Source organism: Candidatus Angelobacter sp. (genome assembly GCA_035643775.1).
Classification (GTDB): Bacteria; Bacteroidota; Bacteroidia; order Flavobacteriales; family Blattabacteriaceae; genus DASQPV01.
This window is the reverse complement of sequence record DASQPV010000016.1, coordinates 209,925-226,884: the sequence shown is the minus strand read 5'-3', so window position 1 is coordinate 226,884 and position 16,960 is coordinate 209,925. Positions and strand designations below refer to the sequence as shown.

At 30.2% G+C, this 16,960-nt stretch carries 13 protein-coding genes; 7 read left to right on the top strand and 6 right to left on the bottom strand.

What is annotated here, in order from left to right:
• The first annotated feature begins 16 nt into the window (after positions 1-16).
• Both VE128_01370 and VE128_01365 read left to right on the top strand, forming a co-directional pair.
• Entirely contained in the window at positions 17-247 is a 231-nt protein-coding gene (locus tag VE128_01370) for a DUF2795 domain-containing protein (protein HZD84183.1), read from the top strand.
• A complete protein-coding gene (locus VE128_01365; GenBank protein HZD84182.1) occupies positions 237-3,272 on the top strand; it encodes a DEAD/DEAH box helicase in 3,036 nt (1,011 codons plus the stop codon). The genes VE128_01370 and VE128_01365 overlap by 11 nt, the downstream gene beginning before the upstream one ends.
• Here VE128_01365 and VE128_01360 read toward each other — a convergent pair.
• Entirely contained in the window at positions 3,159-3,836 is a 678-nt protein-coding gene (locus VE128_01360; GenBank protein ID HZD84181.1) for a CPBP family intramembrane glutamic endopeptidase, read from the bottom strand. The two genes, VE128_01365 and VE128_01360, sit on opposite strands and share 114 nt — an antisense overlap.
• Before the next feature lies 1 nt (position 3,837).
• Between VE128_01360 and pdhA the strand changes: the two genes are divergently transcribed.
• Both pdhA and VE128_01350 read left to right on the top strand, forming a co-directional pair.
• Complete coding sequence (gene pdhA / locus VE128_01355; protein HZD84180.1) at positions 3,838-4,836, top strand: pyruvate dehydrogenase (acetyl-transferring) E1 component subunit alpha; 999 nt, start codon at positions 3,838-3,840, stop codon at positions 4,834-4,836.
• 18 nt (positions 4,837-4,854) lie between these two features.
• Positions 4,855-5,832, top strand: a complete 978-nt coding sequence (locus VE128_01350; GenBank protein ID HZD84179.1) for a dihydrolipoamide acetyltransferase family protein — start codon at positions 4,855-4,857, stop codon at positions 5,830-5,832.
• Here VE128_01350 and VE128_01345 read toward each other — a convergent pair.
• Positions 5,819-6,538: a DUF475 domain-containing protein gene (locus tag VE128_01345; GenBank protein HZD84178.1), complete on the bottom strand. Its 720-nt coding sequence runs from the start codon at positions 6,536-6,538 to the stop codon at positions 5,819-5,821. The genes VE128_01350 and VE128_01345 overlap by 14 nt on opposite strands.
• Positions 6,539-6,555: 17 nt before the next feature.
• On the opposite strand from VE128_01345, the gene htpG reads away from it, so the two are divergent.
• On the top strand, positions 6,556-8,460 hold the full coding sequence (htpG, locus tag VE128_01340) for a molecular chaperone HtpG (GenBank protein ID HZD84177.1): 1,905 nt from the start codon (positions 6,556-6,558) through the stop codon (positions 8,458-8,460).
• 17 nt (positions 8,461-8,477) lie between these two features.
• Entirely contained in the window at positions 8,478-9,821 is a 1,344-nt protein-coding gene (argH, locus tag VE128_01335; protein HZD84176.1) for an argininosuccinate lyase, read from the top strand.
• Here the strand turns inward: argH and lysS are convergent.
• The 4 genes from lysS to prfB are packed head-to-tail and all read right to left on the bottom strand — an operon-like array spanning position 9,803 to position 15,634.
• Positions 9,803-11,266, bottom strand: a complete 1,464-nt coding sequence (gene lysS, locus VE128_01330; GenBank protein ID HZD84175.1) for a lysine--tRNA ligase — start codon at positions 11,264-11,266, stop codon at positions 9,803-9,805. The two genes, argH and lysS, sit on opposite strands and share 19 nt — an antisense overlap.
• 7 nt (positions 11,267-11,273) lie before the next feature.
• Positions 11,274-13,808 (bottom strand): ATP-dependent Clp protease ATP-binding subunit, encoded by a 2,535-nt coding sequence (locus tag VE128_01325; GenBank protein HZD84174.1) that lies wholly within the window; start codon positions 13,806-13,808, stop codon positions 11,274-11,276.
• 3 nt (positions 13,809-13,811) lie between these two features.
• A complete protein-coding gene (fabG, locus tag VE128_01320) occupies positions 13,812-14,552 on the bottom strand; it encodes a 3-oxoacyl-[acyl-carrier-protein] reductase (GenBank protein HZD84173.1) in 741 nt (246 codons plus the stop codon).
• Positions 14,549-15,634 carry a peptide chain release factor 2 gene (prfB, locus tag VE128_01315; GenBank protein HZD84172.1) on the bottom strand — a complete coding sequence of 362 codons (1,086 nt, stop codon included), beginning with the start codon at positions 15,632-15,634 and terminating at the stop codon, positions 14,549-14,551. Before prfB ends, fabG begins: the two co-directional genes overlap by 4 nt.
• 13 nt (positions 15,635-15,647) lie before the next feature.
• Here prfB and mtaB point away from each other — a divergent pair, with 13 nt between their 5' ends.
• On the top strand, positions 15,648-16,919 hold the full coding sequence (mtaB, locus tag VE128_01310) for a tRNA (N(6)-L-threonylcarbamoyladenosine(37)-C(2))-methylthiotransferase MtaB (GenBank protein ID HZD84171.1): 1,272 nt from the start codon (positions 15,648-15,650) through the stop codon (positions 16,917-16,919).
• Positions 16,920-16,960 lie beyond the last annotated feature (41 nt).

The window sequence follows — 16,960 nt, the reverse complement described above, 5'->3', positions numbered from 1 at the left end:
TTAATATATTATAGTTATGCCAACGTGGACTTGTGAATTAATTGCTTATATTGCAGATTTTCCTGTAGAATCTACGAAATCTGAACTCATTGATTATGCGCACCGAAATGGAGCTCCTAAAGAGGTAATAGAAAACCTGAGAGAACTAGATGATTATCAGGTATATAACACAATTCAGGATATATGGCCAGATTGTCCAATATCTGATGAAGATTATCTCTACAATAAAGAAGAATATGAACTTTAAAAAAATATTTAATAGGTTTTTTGGGGGTAAAAACGAAAAAGAACTTAGAGTAATTAAAGAAAACTACTTAAATAAGATAAAAGAAAAAGAGCCTATTATAGCCTCGTTTTCTATAGAGAGATTACGCTCTAAGACTGAGGAATTTAAAATTCAAATTAGAGAAAATACCAAAAAAATTAGAGAAAAAATTAAAGAACTTGAAAAAAAAGTTCAAAATACTCATTTATACGCTAAAGAAAAAATTGAGATTGATAGATTAAAAAAAGAGCAATTAAAGATTGAAAGAAATACCCTAGAACTGATACTTCCTGAAGCTTTTGCTTTAGTAAAAGATACTGCACGAAGATTTAGAGAAAGTAATACCATTTGCGTTTTGGCTACGCAATTTGATCGACGTCTTTCTATAGAAAAAAACTATGTTACCCTTTTAGGTAATAAAGCTATATGGAAAAACACTTGGGATGTTTTAGGTAAAACGGTTGTTTGGGATATGGTGCATTATGACGTTCAGCTTATTGGAGGAGTAGTTCTACATCTAGGAAAAATTGCTGAAATGGCAACTGGAGAAGGAAAAACTCTAGTTGCTACTTTACCAATTTATCTGAATGCTCTTCTAGGTAGAGGGGTCCATATCGTTACTGTTAACGATTATCTAGCTAAAAGGGATGCTGCTTGGATGGCTCCAATTATGGAATTTCATGGATTAAGAGTAGATTGTATAGATAATCATACTCCTAATACTTACTCTAGGAGAAAAGCATATGAAGCGGACATTACTTATGGCACAAACAGTGAATTTGGTTTTGATTATTTGCGGGATAACATGGCAAAACTACCTGAAGAAGTAGTTCAACGTAATCTTCATTATGCAATTGTTGACGAGGTAGATTCAGTTTTAATAGACGAAGCAAGAACCCCATTGATTATCTCCGGATCCGGAGATAAAAACAATCGTAATATCTACGATAAGTTAAAACCTAAAGTAGTTCATTTAATTGAACGTCAGAGTATGGAACTTAGCAAAATTCTTAAAGAAGCTTGTTATCTCCTTAAATCAGGAGATAAGGAGAAAGGAGGATTTAAACTACTTCAAGTATATAGGGGATTACCAAAATTCAAAACCTTAATTAAGGTTTTACAGGAAGAAAATGTTCGTTTTCTTCTGCAAAAAACAGAAGAGAAATATATGCGGGACAACAATAGGGAAATGCCTAAAGTTGATTCTGGACTGTATTTTGTTATTGACGAAAAGAATAATTCTGTTGATCTTTCTGAAAAAGGAATTGAATCTATCTCTAAAGAGGAAAATGATCCTAATTTTTTTATTCTTCCAGATATAAATGCAGAGATTGCGCATCTGGAGAAAAAAATGCTTAATCTGGAAGAAGAAAATTTCCAAAAAGAGGAAATGTTAAAAAATTTTAACATTAAATTGGAGCGTTTGCATATACTTAATCAATTACTTAAAGCTTATACTCTTTTTGAGAGAGATGTAGAGTATGTTTTGATCGATGACCAAGTAAAAATTGTAGATAAAAAAACTGGACGGATTCTGGAAGGAAGACGTTATTCTGATGGATTACATCAAGCTATTGAAGCTAAAGAAAACGTTAAAATAGAATCTTGTAGCAAAAACTTTGCTACTATTACATTGCAGAATTATTTCAGAATGTATGAAAAGATTTCTGGAATGACGGGAACTGCAGCGACAGAGTCTAGCGAATTTGGGCAAATCTATAAACTAGACGTAATAGTTATCCCAACTAATTTTCCAGTACAGAGAGTAGATCATCAAGATCTTATCTTTAAAACAATGCGCGAAAAATACAATGCTATTATTAATGATATTTTTAGACTTTCTCAGAAAGAAAAGCGGCCAGTGTTAGTTGGAACTACTTCGATAGAAGTTTCTGAACTCCTTAGCAGAATGCTAAGTAGTAGAAATATTACTCATAATGTATTAAATGCTAAACAACATAAAAAAGAAGCTGAAATTATTTCTAAAGCCGGTATTTCTGGCGTTGTAACTATTTCTACAAATATGGCTGGGAGGGGAACTGACATTAAATTATCTCCAGATGTTAAAGATTCTGGTTTGGCTGTCTTGGGTACAGAGAGACACGATTCTCGAAGAATCGATAGACAACTAAGAGGGAGATCTGGACGTCAAGGTGATCCAGGTAGTTCTCAATTTTATGTTTCTATAGAAGATAATCTTATACGTCTTTTTTCCGGTTCAAGTAATTTAGCTAAAATAATGGACCGTTTTGGCTATAAAGAGGGTGATGTAATTCAACATCCTTTGGTATCTCGTTCGATTGAACATGCTCAAAAAAAAGTTGAAGAGAATAATTTCAGCATTAGAAAAAGATTACTAGAGTATGATTATGTAATGAATAAACAAAGAGAAATAATTTATAAAAAAAGACAAAATGTTTTATTTAGGGAAAATATTCATATAGATATTTCTATGATGCTTTATGATCTCCTATATGATTTACTTTTAAGTAAAGAGGTAAAAAATATTGAACAAAAGTTGAAGAGTCTATTAAAAATAGAATTTACCATTGATTTAGAGAAATTTTCTCCAAATGAATTCCTTGATGTAATATATCAAAAAATAATTAATATTTATATGGAAAGAAAAGAATCTCTATCTGAAAATATTAAAAAAATTATTTCCGGTATGAAACAATACCTTCAAGTAACCATTCCGATAACTGATGGAACTAGAATTTTTTATCTTACTTCAGATTTAGGGAGACTTTACGAAAGTAGTGCTTTTTTGGAAGATATTGAAAAAATGGTAATATTAGAAATAATAGACGAAAAGTGGCAAGATCATATTTATAATATGGATAATCTACGTAGTTCAGTTCAAAACTCTATTTACGAACAAAAAGATCCTCTTTTAATCTATAAAAGAGAAGCTTTTCATCTTTTTCAAAGAGTTATTTTTGAAATTAACAAAGGAGCTTTGTCTTTCCTTTTTAGGGTATACATTACTGAAGCCTCCCATTATTAAAGAATAAAAAACTAGCATAAAAAGTATCGATATTAAAAAAATATAATGATTATTTATTATACATTCCAATATTTTTACGAATACTTTTCCTTTTCTTTGGACGGTAAAATATAAACTTACTATAAAATTATTGAATGCATGTAATAGTATGCAATTTAATATAGAATAAGTAATTAAGTAAACGACTCCTATTGTAATCCCAATAATAAATCCACCTAAAAATTGCCCTGGATCCCCATGTAAAATACCAAACAAAAAAGAGGAAAAAAATAGAGCTTTAAATGTAGGAATTTTATTTTGTAAAAATACTTTGAGTATAATACCCCTGAAAAAAAACTCTTCCCATAATGGAGCAGCTAGGTTAGCTTTTAAAAGAAAAGGTATTAAATGATGAGAATCCAATTCTTTAATATTTTCACTTTTCTTTTGCACAATAATTTTTTTTTCAGAAAGATAATGATAAATGTAATGGTCAAAAAGCATTGTGAATAAAAAAAAAGTGGAATTTAGGAAAATCTCCGAAATATAAAATGCATTCCATCTAAAAATAAGAAATATAGACATAATGAAAGAAATTACTTCCCTGACTTATTTGCAATGGTTCCAAAATATGTTTTTCTGGAGAAGATTTGAAGATAAATGCAGATTTTTATATTTAAATCAAAAAATAAGGGGATTTTTGCATTTATATAATGGACAAGAAGCAATTCCAACTGGAATAATACATGCGATGGATATTACTAAAGATCAGATGATTACGGCTTATCGTTGTCATATTTTATCTATTGCTATTGGAGTGGGGCCTCATAAAGTAATGGCTGAACTTTTAGGAAAAATTACTGGAACTTCTAGAGGAATGGGGGGATCTATGCATATTTTCGATAAAGAAAAAAGATTTTATGGAGGATATGGTATAGTGGGAGGACAAATACCTCTAGGTGCAGGGATTGCTTTTGCAGATAAGTACTTCAATAGAAAATACGTGACGATTACACTTTTGGGGGATGGAGCTGTGCGCCAAGGTTCCTTACATGAGACTTTTAATATATCAATGACCTGGAAATTGCCTGTAGTTTTTATCTGTGAAAATAATAGATATGCTATGAGTACTTCTATCGATAGAAGTACTAATCTTAAAGAGATTTACAAAATTGGATACGCTTACGATATGCCTTCTTATCCAGTAGATGGAATGGATCCAGCAAAAGTAGCTAAAGCTGCTTATCTAGCAATAGAGAGAGCTCGTCTTGGAAAAGGCCCAAGTTTTTTAGATGTTCGAACCTATCGATATAGAGGACATTCCATATCCGATTCAGAAACTTATCGTTCTAAAGAAGAGGTGGAACAGTACAAAAAACAAGACCCTTTACTTAGGGTAAAAAAATTGATATTGATAAATCAATGGGCTTCAGAAAAACAATTAGAATATTTTGAAGAAAAAGCAAAATCAGAAGTGGAATACTGTGTTAAATTTGCGGAGTATTCTAATTTTCCGGAAAGAGAACAGATGTATGAATTTGTTTCAAAACAAAAAAATTATCCATTTGTTGATGAAATGGCTTGATATAACAAACATAAAAGTATGGCTGAAATAATAACTATGCCACGTTTGAGTGATACTATGGAAGAAGGAAAGTTGATCAGATGGTATAAAAAAGTTGGAGATAAAATTTCAGAAGGAGATATTTTAGCTGAAATTAAAACAGACAAGGTAAATCAAGATTTTGAAGTTGATGTTAGTGGAATATTGCTTTATGCTGGATTAGAGGAAGGTGAAAGTACTAAAGTAGATCAAATACTTGCTATTATAGGTGAAGAAGGAGAAGATATTAGCGAGCTAATACCCAATAAACGATATGTAGAGAAACATTACAGAGAGCCTCAAAGAATAGAAAAACATTCATCTACACGTAAAATTATATCAAAACGTTTAAGCGAATCAAAGTTTACAGCTCCTCATTACTATTTGACAGTGGAAATAGATATGGAGAAAATTCTTAAATTGAGACAGGAAGTAAATAAAAAACTTACAGATGTAAAAATTACCATTAATGATTTTATTATTAAAGCTTCTGCTTTAGCCATTCTTGAACATAAATTAATAAACGCTTTTTGGACAGAGGAAAACATTGTCTATAATGCTTATATAAATATAGGCGTAGCTGTATCCATAAAATCTGGATTGCTCGTTCCAGTAATTTTTCACGCTGATCAAAAATCTATAAAACAAATTTCTTTTGAAGTAAAAGATAAATCTAACCGAGCTAGAATTAAAAGAATTAAAGCTAAAGAAATAGAGGGAAGTAGTTTTACTATTTCAAATTTAGGAATGTTTGGAATCGAATCTTTTACTTCAATCATAAACCAGCCTAATTCTTGCATACAATCAGTCGGATCTATCGTTGAAAAACCCTTTATTAAAAGAGGTAGATTATCTATAGGCTATACAATGAAAACTACATTAGCTTGTGATCATCGTATAATAGATGGTTCTGTAGCAGCTGAATATTTACGGACATTTAAAAAATTTATAGAGGATCCTTTTATTAGTTTAATTTAAAAAAAGGATAAAACAATATTATTGTGTTAGCAATAGATAAAAAAAAATCTAAATACGTAGAGCTTTTAGCAAAAAAAAAGAATCTTTGGAAAAACTTTTCCCAAAAAAAGGAGAAAATTAATCTAAATCCTAATAAAATAATTACTAAAGAAGCCGATCTCCTTAAGTATGGATATTTTTCCATTAATTTTATTAAAAATTGAGCTAAAAATCTAATAGCTAAAATTCCTGAATAAATACCCAAGCATATTAGGAATAGATTACCTGAACAAGCGTATGCTGCAAAAACATTGTCCATAGAAAAAGCTAAATCTACGAATTCCATAAAAATTACTGTCTTCCAAAAATTTGAAAAAACTTTGTTAAGGACAGTTGACCTATAAAATTTTAATGGTAAAGGGGGAGGATCGTTTTTTCCACCTAAAAAAATCAAGTATATTCCACTTATAGGTTGAATCCACCAAATTGCCATTAAAGTAGTAACGAATATTAAAAATATACTTCTAAATAAATAAGCGCCAATTATTCCATAACGGAACGCTTTTTTACGATCTTTTTCTTTTTTAAAAGTTCTTAGCATTCCAGCTAAAACAGCCGTATTGTCTATTGATAGAATACATTCCATAAAGACTAAATTTACTCCAATAAATAGGGATTTAAGTGGATTTCCCACTATTTTTTTAAAATCATTTATGAAGCCTTTCATCATAAAAAAAATTATATATGATTATTGTAAAAAATACAACAGGAAATATTAAGGTCTCTATAGAAAATATTTTTCCTATGATTAAAAAATTTCTATATTCTGATAGAGAAATCTTTTTAAGAGAACTTATTTCCAATGCATCAGATGCTACTTCAAAGATAAAAACTTTGATCCAACTAGGAGAAGTAATAGAAGAGATGGAGAATCTAAAAATTGAAATTAAAATCAATAAAGAAACTAAAACCCTGCATGTAATTGATAAAGGGATAGGTATGACTTCTGAAGAAGTGGAAAAATATATTAATCAAATTGCTTTTTCAGGTGCTGAAGAATTCGTAGATAAATACAAAGAAAAAGGTAAAGATCATCTTCAATCAATAATTGGACATTTTGGATTGGGTTTCTATTCATCTTTTATGGTTTCTGAAAGGGTAGAGATTTTTTCTAAATCTTATAAAAACGTTTCAGCTGTTCATTGGATTTGTGACGGATCTCCTACATTTACAATAAAAGAAACCGATAAAAAAAAGAAACGAGGAACTGAAATTATTTTACATATTAGCGATGAAAGTAAAGAATTTCTAGAAGAAAATAGCATTAATGGACTTATTAAAAAATATTGCAAATATATATCTTTTCCAATAAAGTTTGGTTCTAGAGAAGAGAAAAAAAAAAACCAAGCTGGTATAGACGAAAAAATTATAGTGGACAATATTGTAAATTGTCCTAAACCTATATGGACAAAAAACCCAATAGATCTAAAAAATGAGGATTATTTGAAGTTTTATAGAGATCTCTATCCAATGCAATTTTCAGATCCTTTATTTTGGATTCATCTTAATATTGAGCATCCTTTCCATTTGAAAGGAGTCTTATTTTTCCCAAAAATTAAAAATGGGTTTACAGTAGATAAAATACAATTATATAAAAATAAAGTTTATGTTACCGATAATCTTGAAGGTATCGTTCCTGATTTTCTAAAAATGCTATTAGGGGTAATAGATTCTAATGATATTCCTCTAAATGCATCCCGCTCTAATATACAATCTGACTCAACTGTAAAAAAAATATCTAACTACATTACTCGAAAAGTATCTGATAAACTTGAAAAGTTATTTAAAAATAATCGAGAAGAATTAGAAAAAAAGTGGGAAAGCATGAAAATTATCATAGAATATGGTTTGATTACCGATGAAAAATTCTTTGAAAGATCTAAAAAATTTTACATTTATCCAAATGTAGATGGTAAGTATTTTACTTTTGAAGATTTTACGAACAGGATTAAAGATAGTCAAAAAGATAATAAAGGTAACCTTATATATCTCTATGCAAGCGATAAAGAATCACAGCACAGCTATATTAAATCAGCGAAAAAAAAAGGATATGAAATTCTTCTTTTGCAAAGTCCTTTGACATCGCATCTAGTTCAAAAATTGGAAATGAAAAATAATGGGATTTCTTTTGTTAGAGTAGATTCAGATCACATAGAAAAATTGATTGATAAAAAAGAAAATGGTACACTCTCTAATGTGGAAAAAGAAAAATTAAAAAAAATGATTGAAGTCTTATCTTTAGAGAATAATCTTAACATAAGATTAGAAACTCTTCAAAAGACAGATTTACCTTTTATGATAACCGTTCCAGAATTTATGCTCAGAATAAAAGAAATGAGTCTCGTAGAAAATAGAGTCGATTACTTGAATCTAAGTAATAGATACGAAAAATACAATCTAGTAGTAAATGTAAATCATCAACTTATGAAGAAAATACTTTTAGAAGAGGATGAATCTAAAAGGGAAAATATCATTAAAGATTCTATAGATTTAGCTTTGCTTTCAAAAAATATGTTATCTGGAGAACCTCTAACTAATTTTATATATAGATCTTTTGAAAAGATTTCTAGTGAAAATTCTTCCATCTAAATTTAAAAATTTTACCAGTGAAACTATGGCAAAAAGAAATTGAAATAAGCAAAGAAATAGAAAAGTTTACTCTAGGTTTTGAACCCGAATTTGATTTATTATTAGCTCCTTATGATGTAGTAGGTGCAATCGCTCATATCATTATGTTAGAGAAAATAGGCCTATTAAATAGTTACGAGTTGAGTGTTTTATGTAAAACTTTCCGTGAAATTCACGGAAAAATTTTGTCTGGAAAATTTAAAATTGAAAAAGGAGTTGAGGATATCCATTCTCAAGTTGAGATTTTTTTAACCAAACGTATTGGAGAAATTGGGAAAAAAATTCATAGTGGTCGGTCCAGAAATGACCAAATTCTCCTTGACTTAAGACTATTTATCCGTGCAGAAATACAAAAAATCGTATTTTTAATTAGAGATTTATTCGAAACTTTGATCAATCTAAGCGAACTATACAAAGAACTATTAATTCCAGGTTATACTCATTATCAAATGGCTATGCCTTCATCTTTTGGCCTTTGGTTCTCAGCTTACGCTGAGAGCCTAATAGATGATTTAGTCTTTATTAGATCAGCTTACCGTATTGTTAACAGAAATCCGTTGGGATCTGCAGCTGGTTATGGGTCTTCTTTTCCTTTAATTCGCTATATGACAAGTTCTCTTCTTGGATTCGAAACGCTAAATTATAATGTTGTATACGCTCAAATGGGCCGAGGTAAAACAGAGCGTATCACTTCATCCGCCATATCTTCAATAGCAGCGACTTTAAGCAAGCTATCTCAGGATGTCTGCTTATATATGAGTCATAATTTTAGTTTTATTAGCTTTTCGGACACATTAACTACTGGATCTAGCATAATGCCTCATAAAAAAAATCCAGATGTTTTTGAATTAATCCGTGCCCGGTGCAATAGATTAATAGCTTTTCCTAATGAAATTTATTTGATGACTGCTAATTCGCCATCTGGATATCAGAGAGACTTACAATTAATTAAAGAACGTTTTTTACCTATTTTTTCAGATTTAAAAAATTGTTTACGCATGGCTAATTATGTTGTAAATAAAATCATTCTTAAAAAAGATCTTCTTTTTGAAGATAAATATCAACAAATATTTAGTGTTGAAGTCGTTAATAATCTTACAATGCATGGAATGCCTTTTAGAGATGCTTATAAAAAAGTATATAATGACTTTAAAAAAGGTGTTTTTAAATTTTCAGTAGAAATAAATCATACCCATGAAGGGAGTATAGGAAATCTATGTAATAAAGAAATTTTTCAAAGTATGAAAAAAATTTTAGATTCTTTTCATTTTGAAAAAATTAATCAGGCAATTTATCAATTGCTTTATTTTGGACGCATTTGAGGAAAAAAAATAACTTCTTGAATAGAAGTTTGCTTTGTAAGTAACATCACCAATCTATCGATTCCAATTCCAATTCCAGCAGAAGGAGGCATTCCAAATTCAAGCGCTTGAATAAAATCTTTATCAAGAAGCATTGCTTCATCGTCGCCTTTTTTAGCGAGCTTTATTTGCTCTTTAAATCGGTATACTTGATCGATTGGATCGTTAAGTTCAGAATAAGCATTAGCTATTTCTTGCCCATTAATAATCATCTCAAAACGTTCAGAAAGTCCATATTTTTCTCTATGTTTTTTTGTTAGGGGGCTCATTTCTACTGGATAGTCCATAATGAAAGTTGGTTTAACATAATAGCTTTCACATCTTTTTCTAAAGATTTCATCTATGATTCTTCCTTTTCCAGGTTGGATTTCTATTCCAAGTTTATGACAAATTTTGTGTAAATCTTTTTCATTTATTTTGCTAATATCAAAACCTGTATATTTTTCAATAGCTTCAAAAATGGAAATACGAGTAAAAGGAACTTTAAATTCAATAATTTTATCCCCAAACTGAAGGGTTTCTTTTCCATTTATAGCTAAAACAAGATCCCTTATTAATTTTTCACTAAAATTCATCATCCAATGATAATCTTTGTAAGCAACGTAAAGCTCTAAAAGAGTAAACTCTGGATTATGTGTTTTGTCTATACCTTCGTTTCTAAAGTCTTTGGCAAATTCGTATACGCCTTTGAAACCACCTACAATAAGTTTTTTTAAATATAACTCGTTGGAAATACGTAGATATATAGGTATATTAAGTGTATTATGATGTGTTCTGAAAGGCCTAGCCTGAGCTCCACCAGGAATAGGTTGTAAAATAGGAGTTTCGACTTCAAGATAATCGAATTTATTCAAATATTGTCGGATAAATTGAATTATTTTACTTCGCTTGACGAAAATGTCCTTTACATTATCATTTACAATTAAATCAACATACCTCATTCTATATCTCTGTTCAATAGAGGAGAAAGCATCATGTACTATACCTTTATCGTCAGTTTTAACCTGAGGTAGTGTACGTAGAGATTTTGATAGCAGGGAAAAAGATTCAACGTAAACCGTTATCTTACCTACTTTTGTTTTGAATAAAAATCCCTCAATGCTAATAATATCTCCTATATCAAGGAGTTTCTTGAATAGAAAATTGTAAGCATTTTTTTTAATATTTTCAGAAACGTAAATTTGCACTCGACCACTATAATCTTTTATTTCTGCAAAAGCAGCTTTTCCCATAATACGAATACTCATTATACGTCCGTATAGACTTACCTTTCTTCCATTTTCGTAATTTTCAAAAATTTCTTTAGCACTTGTATTTTCCTTAGGAATTATCGCTGGATAAGGTTCTATGCCTAGATATTTTAATTGATCAATTTTATTTATTCGTATATTTTCTTGTTCAGACATAAAAAATTTAGACTAATTGTTTTCGAAAAACAATCCCTTCCTTACTTAAGAAGTCAAGAATAATAATATCGTTTTCCACTATTTTTACAGAAAGAATTTCTTTAGAAAGTTTATTTAGAACTTCGTTCAGAAGTTCTCTTTTTAAGGAACGAGCTCCAAAATATATGTCATATCCTTTTTCAGACAAATATTCAGAGGCTTCTTTGGTAATCTTTAAAAAGATTCCTCTTCTAGAGAACCTTTTGTTTATCATATTTAATTGTATTTGTACTATTTTTTGTATTTCGTAATGAAACAAAGGTTTAAATAAAATAATCTCATCAATACGATTGAGGAATTCAGGCAGGATTTGGTTATTTTTTGTATTTACAATTGTATCGCATATTTTCTTATCAAAAGACTCAAAATTTTCTTGAATTATTTCAGATCCAATGTTAGACGTCATAATAATAATGGTTTCTTTGAAATTAACGGTTTGACCTTTGCCATCAGTTAAATGGCCATCATCTAAAACCTGTAAGAGAATATTAAAAGCATCTATGTTCGCCTTTTCTATTTCATCAAGTAAAATTACAGAATAAGGACGCCTTCGAATACGTTCAGTTAATTGTCCTCCTTCATCATATCCTATATATCCTGGTGGAGCACCTATAAGTCTACTTACAGCATGAGATTCTTGGTATTCACTCAAATCTATACGGACTATATTGTTTTTATCATCAAACAAATATTCAGCCAATGCTTTCGCTAATTCTGTCTTTCCAACACCAGTTGGACCCATAAAAAGAAAAGAAACTCTAGGCCTATTTTCATCCTGAATTCCAGCATGAGACCTACGTATAGCATTAGAAACAGATTTTATAGCGTTTTCTTGCCCAATAATACTTTGACGCAATTTAATTTCAATGTTAAGTAGTTTTTCTCTTTCACTTTGTAACATTTTAGACAAAGGAATACCTGTCCATTTAGATACAACGTAAGCAATATCTTCTCTAACAACTTCTTCTTGTATAATTTTTTTTCCATTATCCTTCTCAAGGTTTTTCACTTTTTTCTCTTCTTCTTTAATCCTTCCATATCTAAGTTCAGAAACTCTACTGAAGCGCTCTGATTGATCCGCTTCAATTTTAAATCGTTCAATAGATTTCTGTATTCTTTCAATTAAATCTTTTTCTCCGAAAGATCGCTCGTTTAAAATAGCACATTGCTTATTAAGCTTTTTCAAGTATTTTTGAAGAACAAAAAGTTGTTTTTCGTCTTTTTCTCTTTTAATAGCTTCTATTTGAATTTCAAGATGCATAATCTTATGATAAATAGCGTCCAGAGATTCTGGTTTTGAATTTATTTCCATGCGCAATTTAGAAGCTGCTTCATCGATTAAATCGATAGCTTTGTCTGGGAGTAATCTATCGCTAATATACCTTTGAGAAAGTTCTACTGAAGCAATGATTGCTTCATCTTTAATACGGACTTTGTGATGATTTTCATATTTCTCTTTAACTCCTCTTAGAATTGAAACAGCAGAGGATGTATCTGGCTCGGCTACATAAACCTTCTGAAATCTTCTATCTAGAGCTTTATCTTTTTCTAAATATTTCTGATATTCTCCAAGAGTAGTTGCTCCAATTGAGCGTAATTCACCTCGAGCTAATGCTGGTTTAAGAATGTTTGCAGCATCCAGCTCTCCACTCACTAAAGTGTGAATTTCATCGATGAATAGGATAATTCTTCCATCAGATTGAGTAACTTCCCTAACTACAGATTTTAGACGCTCCTCAAATTCTCCTTTGTATTTAGCACCTGCTATCAATGCCCCTATATCCAGAGAAAAAATTTGTTTTTCTCTTAAGTTTTCTGGAATATCTACGTTAATTATTCGATTAGCTAATCCTTCCGCAATAGCGGTTTTCCCTACTCCAGGTTCTCCAATGAGAATTGGATTGTTTTTTGTTCTCCTAGATAATATTTGTAATACACGTCGTATTTCTTCGTCTCGTCCAATTACTGGATCAATAATACCTTCTCTTGCCAATTTATTTAAGTTCTTAGTGTATTTATACAAAGAGTTATATATTCTTTCAGAGTATTGAGATTGCACCTTTCCATCTTTCTTTCTCATTTCATCAATAAACTTTGCAATATTACTTTCGTAAATTCCTTGATCTTTTAAAACCTGTGAAGTGTAATCTCCTATTTTTAGGATAGACCATATTAGATGTTCAATAGAAATAAAATCATCGTTGAGTTTTTTGGCTAAAAAATAGGCATCAATGAACATCTTTATGCTTTGGCTTCTAAAGGAGGTTCTGGATGAAGCTATTACTTTTGGCAATTTTTTAATAGCTTCATCCAGATGTCTTTCTACGATTTTAGGATTTGCGCCAAGTTTCTTTAAAAGAAAAGGACATATATTTTCATCAACTTGGAAGACACCCTTAAGAATATGGGAAGTTTCTATAGATGGATGATTATGCTTTCGTGCAATTTCTTGTGCAGTTTGTATAGCTTCTTGAGATTTTATGGTTAATTTGCTAAAGTCCATATCTCATATTAGACTCATTCCACCATTTACGTTCAAAACTTCTCCACTGATATAACTAGACATATCAGAGGCTAAAAAAATACAAGCTTGCGCAATTTCCTTTGGATACCCAAACCTTTTCAGTGGAATATTATTTATCCATTCTTTGAGCATTTCCTCATCCATAGAAGCGAGCATTTCAGTATTAATAAATCCTGGGGAAACCACATTGCATCGAATGTTTCTAGACCCTAGTTCTTTAGATACTGATTTACTAAATCCAATAATTCCAGATTTAGACGTTGAATAATTCACTTGACCTTTATTACCTAGAACCCCAAATAGAGAACTTATGTTAATAATTGATCCTTTTTTTATCATTTTTTTTACAACTTCTTGTGTTAGGTAAAAAATGGAACTAAGATTGGTTTGAATAACTTCATTCCAGTCTTCTTTTCTCATTCTAATAAAAATACTGTCTCTAATGAGCCCAGCATTGTTTACTAGAATATCAATTTTTCCAAATTCATCAATAGCTTTTTTTACAAGTATTTTAGCTGATTGAGGCCTTCTTAAGTCAGCTTTATAAGCTTTAATTTTTGTTATTTTTTTTAAATTTTTCTCAAGATTTCTAGCTTTTTCCTTTGACTTTAAAAAGCTAAAAACAATCTGTGCTCCCTCCATAGCAAATGCTTCCACAATAGCTTTTCCTATACCTCTACTTCCTCCACTAATTAGAGCCGTTTTTTTCTCTAAAAGCTTCATTTATAGGACAACAAAAAATACTTTAAAAAAGCATCAATTTCCCCATTCATTACGGATTCCACGTCAGATGTTTCGTATCCGGTACGCAAGTCTTTAACGAGTTTATAAGGATGCATTACATAATTTCTAATCTGTGATCCCCATTCTATTTTTTTCTTTTTAGACTCAATTTCATTACGTTTAGCACTATTTTTTTTAATTTCAATTTCAAACAACCTAGATTTAAGTAAATGCAAAGCCTTTTCCTTATTCTTAAATTGAGAACGTGATTCTATATTTTCAATAACTATCCCAGTTGGGATATGACGTAAACGAACTCCAGTTTCTACTTTATTAACATTTTGACCACCTGATCCACTTGATCGAAAAGTTTCCCAAACTATTTCAGAATTTTTTACGTCTGCTTCAATAGGATCTTCTCCTAATGGATATACATAAACCGAAGCAAAAGAAGTATGACGTTTACCATTTTTGTCAAAAGGAGAAATTCTTACTAACCGATGCACACCATTTTCTCCTTTTAGAAATCCAAAAACATAAGGGCCTTTGATTTCTAGAGTTATTGATTTTATTCCTGAAATATCTCCAGGTTGATGATAAATTTCATTTACCTTATTCCCTTTTTTTTCTGCCCACATAAAGTACATACGCATCAACATATAAACCCAATCACAACTTTCTGTTCCTCCAGCACCAGCTGAAATATGCATAACTGCACTTAAAAAATCTGATTCTAAAGAAAGAAGATTTTTAAGCTCAAAATCTGAAAGAATATTTTCAATTTTTTGAAACTGATTTTGCAATTCTAGTTCAGAAATTTCTCCATTTTTGAAAAATTCAAAATAGAATTGCAATTCTTCTAAAATTAATCGAATATTATTATAGTCTTCGACCATTTTTTTTTCTTTATGCAAGCTTTTCATAATTTTTTGAGCTTTCTCAGTTTCCTTCCAAAAATCGTTAGATGCTATTTTTTTTTCCGTCTCACTAATTCCAACAAGTTTTTTTGGTATTTCGAACCTATCTAAAAGATTCTCAAAACGTTGAAAAATCTCTCTTATTTGTTCTTTTGTAATTGTCATATAATACATTAAAATGCATAAGATAAAGGTTGCTTTTTATACTATTGGATGTAAACTTAATTTTGCAGAAAGTTCTTCTATTTCAAGTAAATTTTCTAATAAAATTTATGAAATAATTTCTTTTAAAGAAACTTCCGATATTTATGTTATAAATACTTGTTCAGTTACTGAAACTGCTAATAAAGAATTTAAATATATTGTTCGTTCTTTTTTAAGAAAGAATCCGAAAGCATTTATAATAGCCGTAGGTTGTTTCGCTCAGCTTGAACCTGAAAAACTTTCTAAAGTTAAAGGAGTCGATCTTGTATTAGGAGCTACTGAAAAATTCAGAATTACTGACTATATAAATGATCTTTCTAAGAAAGATGTGGGAGAAGTCCATTCTTGGAAAAAAATTTTTTATGTTGGATCGCATTCTATTTCTAGAACTAGATCTTTTTTGAAAATCCAAGATGGATGCAACTATAAATGTTCATATTGCACCATTCCTTTAGCTCGAGGTGAATCTCGTTCTGAACCTTTAGAAAGCATTTTAAAAAACGTTCTAAAAATTTCTAAAATAGGGGTGAAAGAAATTGTATTAACTGGGGTTAATATAGGGGACTATGGAAGCAAAAGGGAAAATATTCTAGTTCTTTTGAAAAAACTAGAGAAAATAGAAGAGGTGAATAGATTTAGGATTTCTTCTATTGAACCAAATTTACTTAAAGATGAACTTATAGAGTTTTTGGCAAAAAGTAAACGTTTTGTTCCTCATTTTCACATTCCATTACAATCAGGAAGTGACAAAATACTGAAGATAATGCGTAGGAGATATCATAGTAGTTTCTATGCTAATAGAATTAGCACTATCCGATCTATAATGTATAATGCTTGTATCGGTGTGGATGTAATTGTAGGATTTCCTGGAGAAGATGACTTCTGCTTTTTGAAGACATATAACTTTTTGGATTCTTTAGATGTTTCCTACTTGCATGTTTTCTCTTATTCAGAAAGAAAAAATACCGAAGCATTTTATATGGATGGGATCATTCCTAATAATATTAGATATAAAAGGAACAAAATTCTACGTGTTCTTTCAACTAAAAAAAAAAGAATATTTTATGAACGTCAAATTGGAAAAATTCGTCAAGTTCTTTTTGAAAGCGAAAATAAAAATGGATTTATACAAGGATATACAGATAATTACGTTAGAGTAAAAGCTTCTTGGTCATCAGTTTTAGTCCATAAATTAAAAATGTTTGAACTTAAATATATAGACAGAGATGGGGTAATCGGTGTGTAGTGTAAGGCTGTGCTAAAGTGGTGTAGTAGGCTTAATAAATG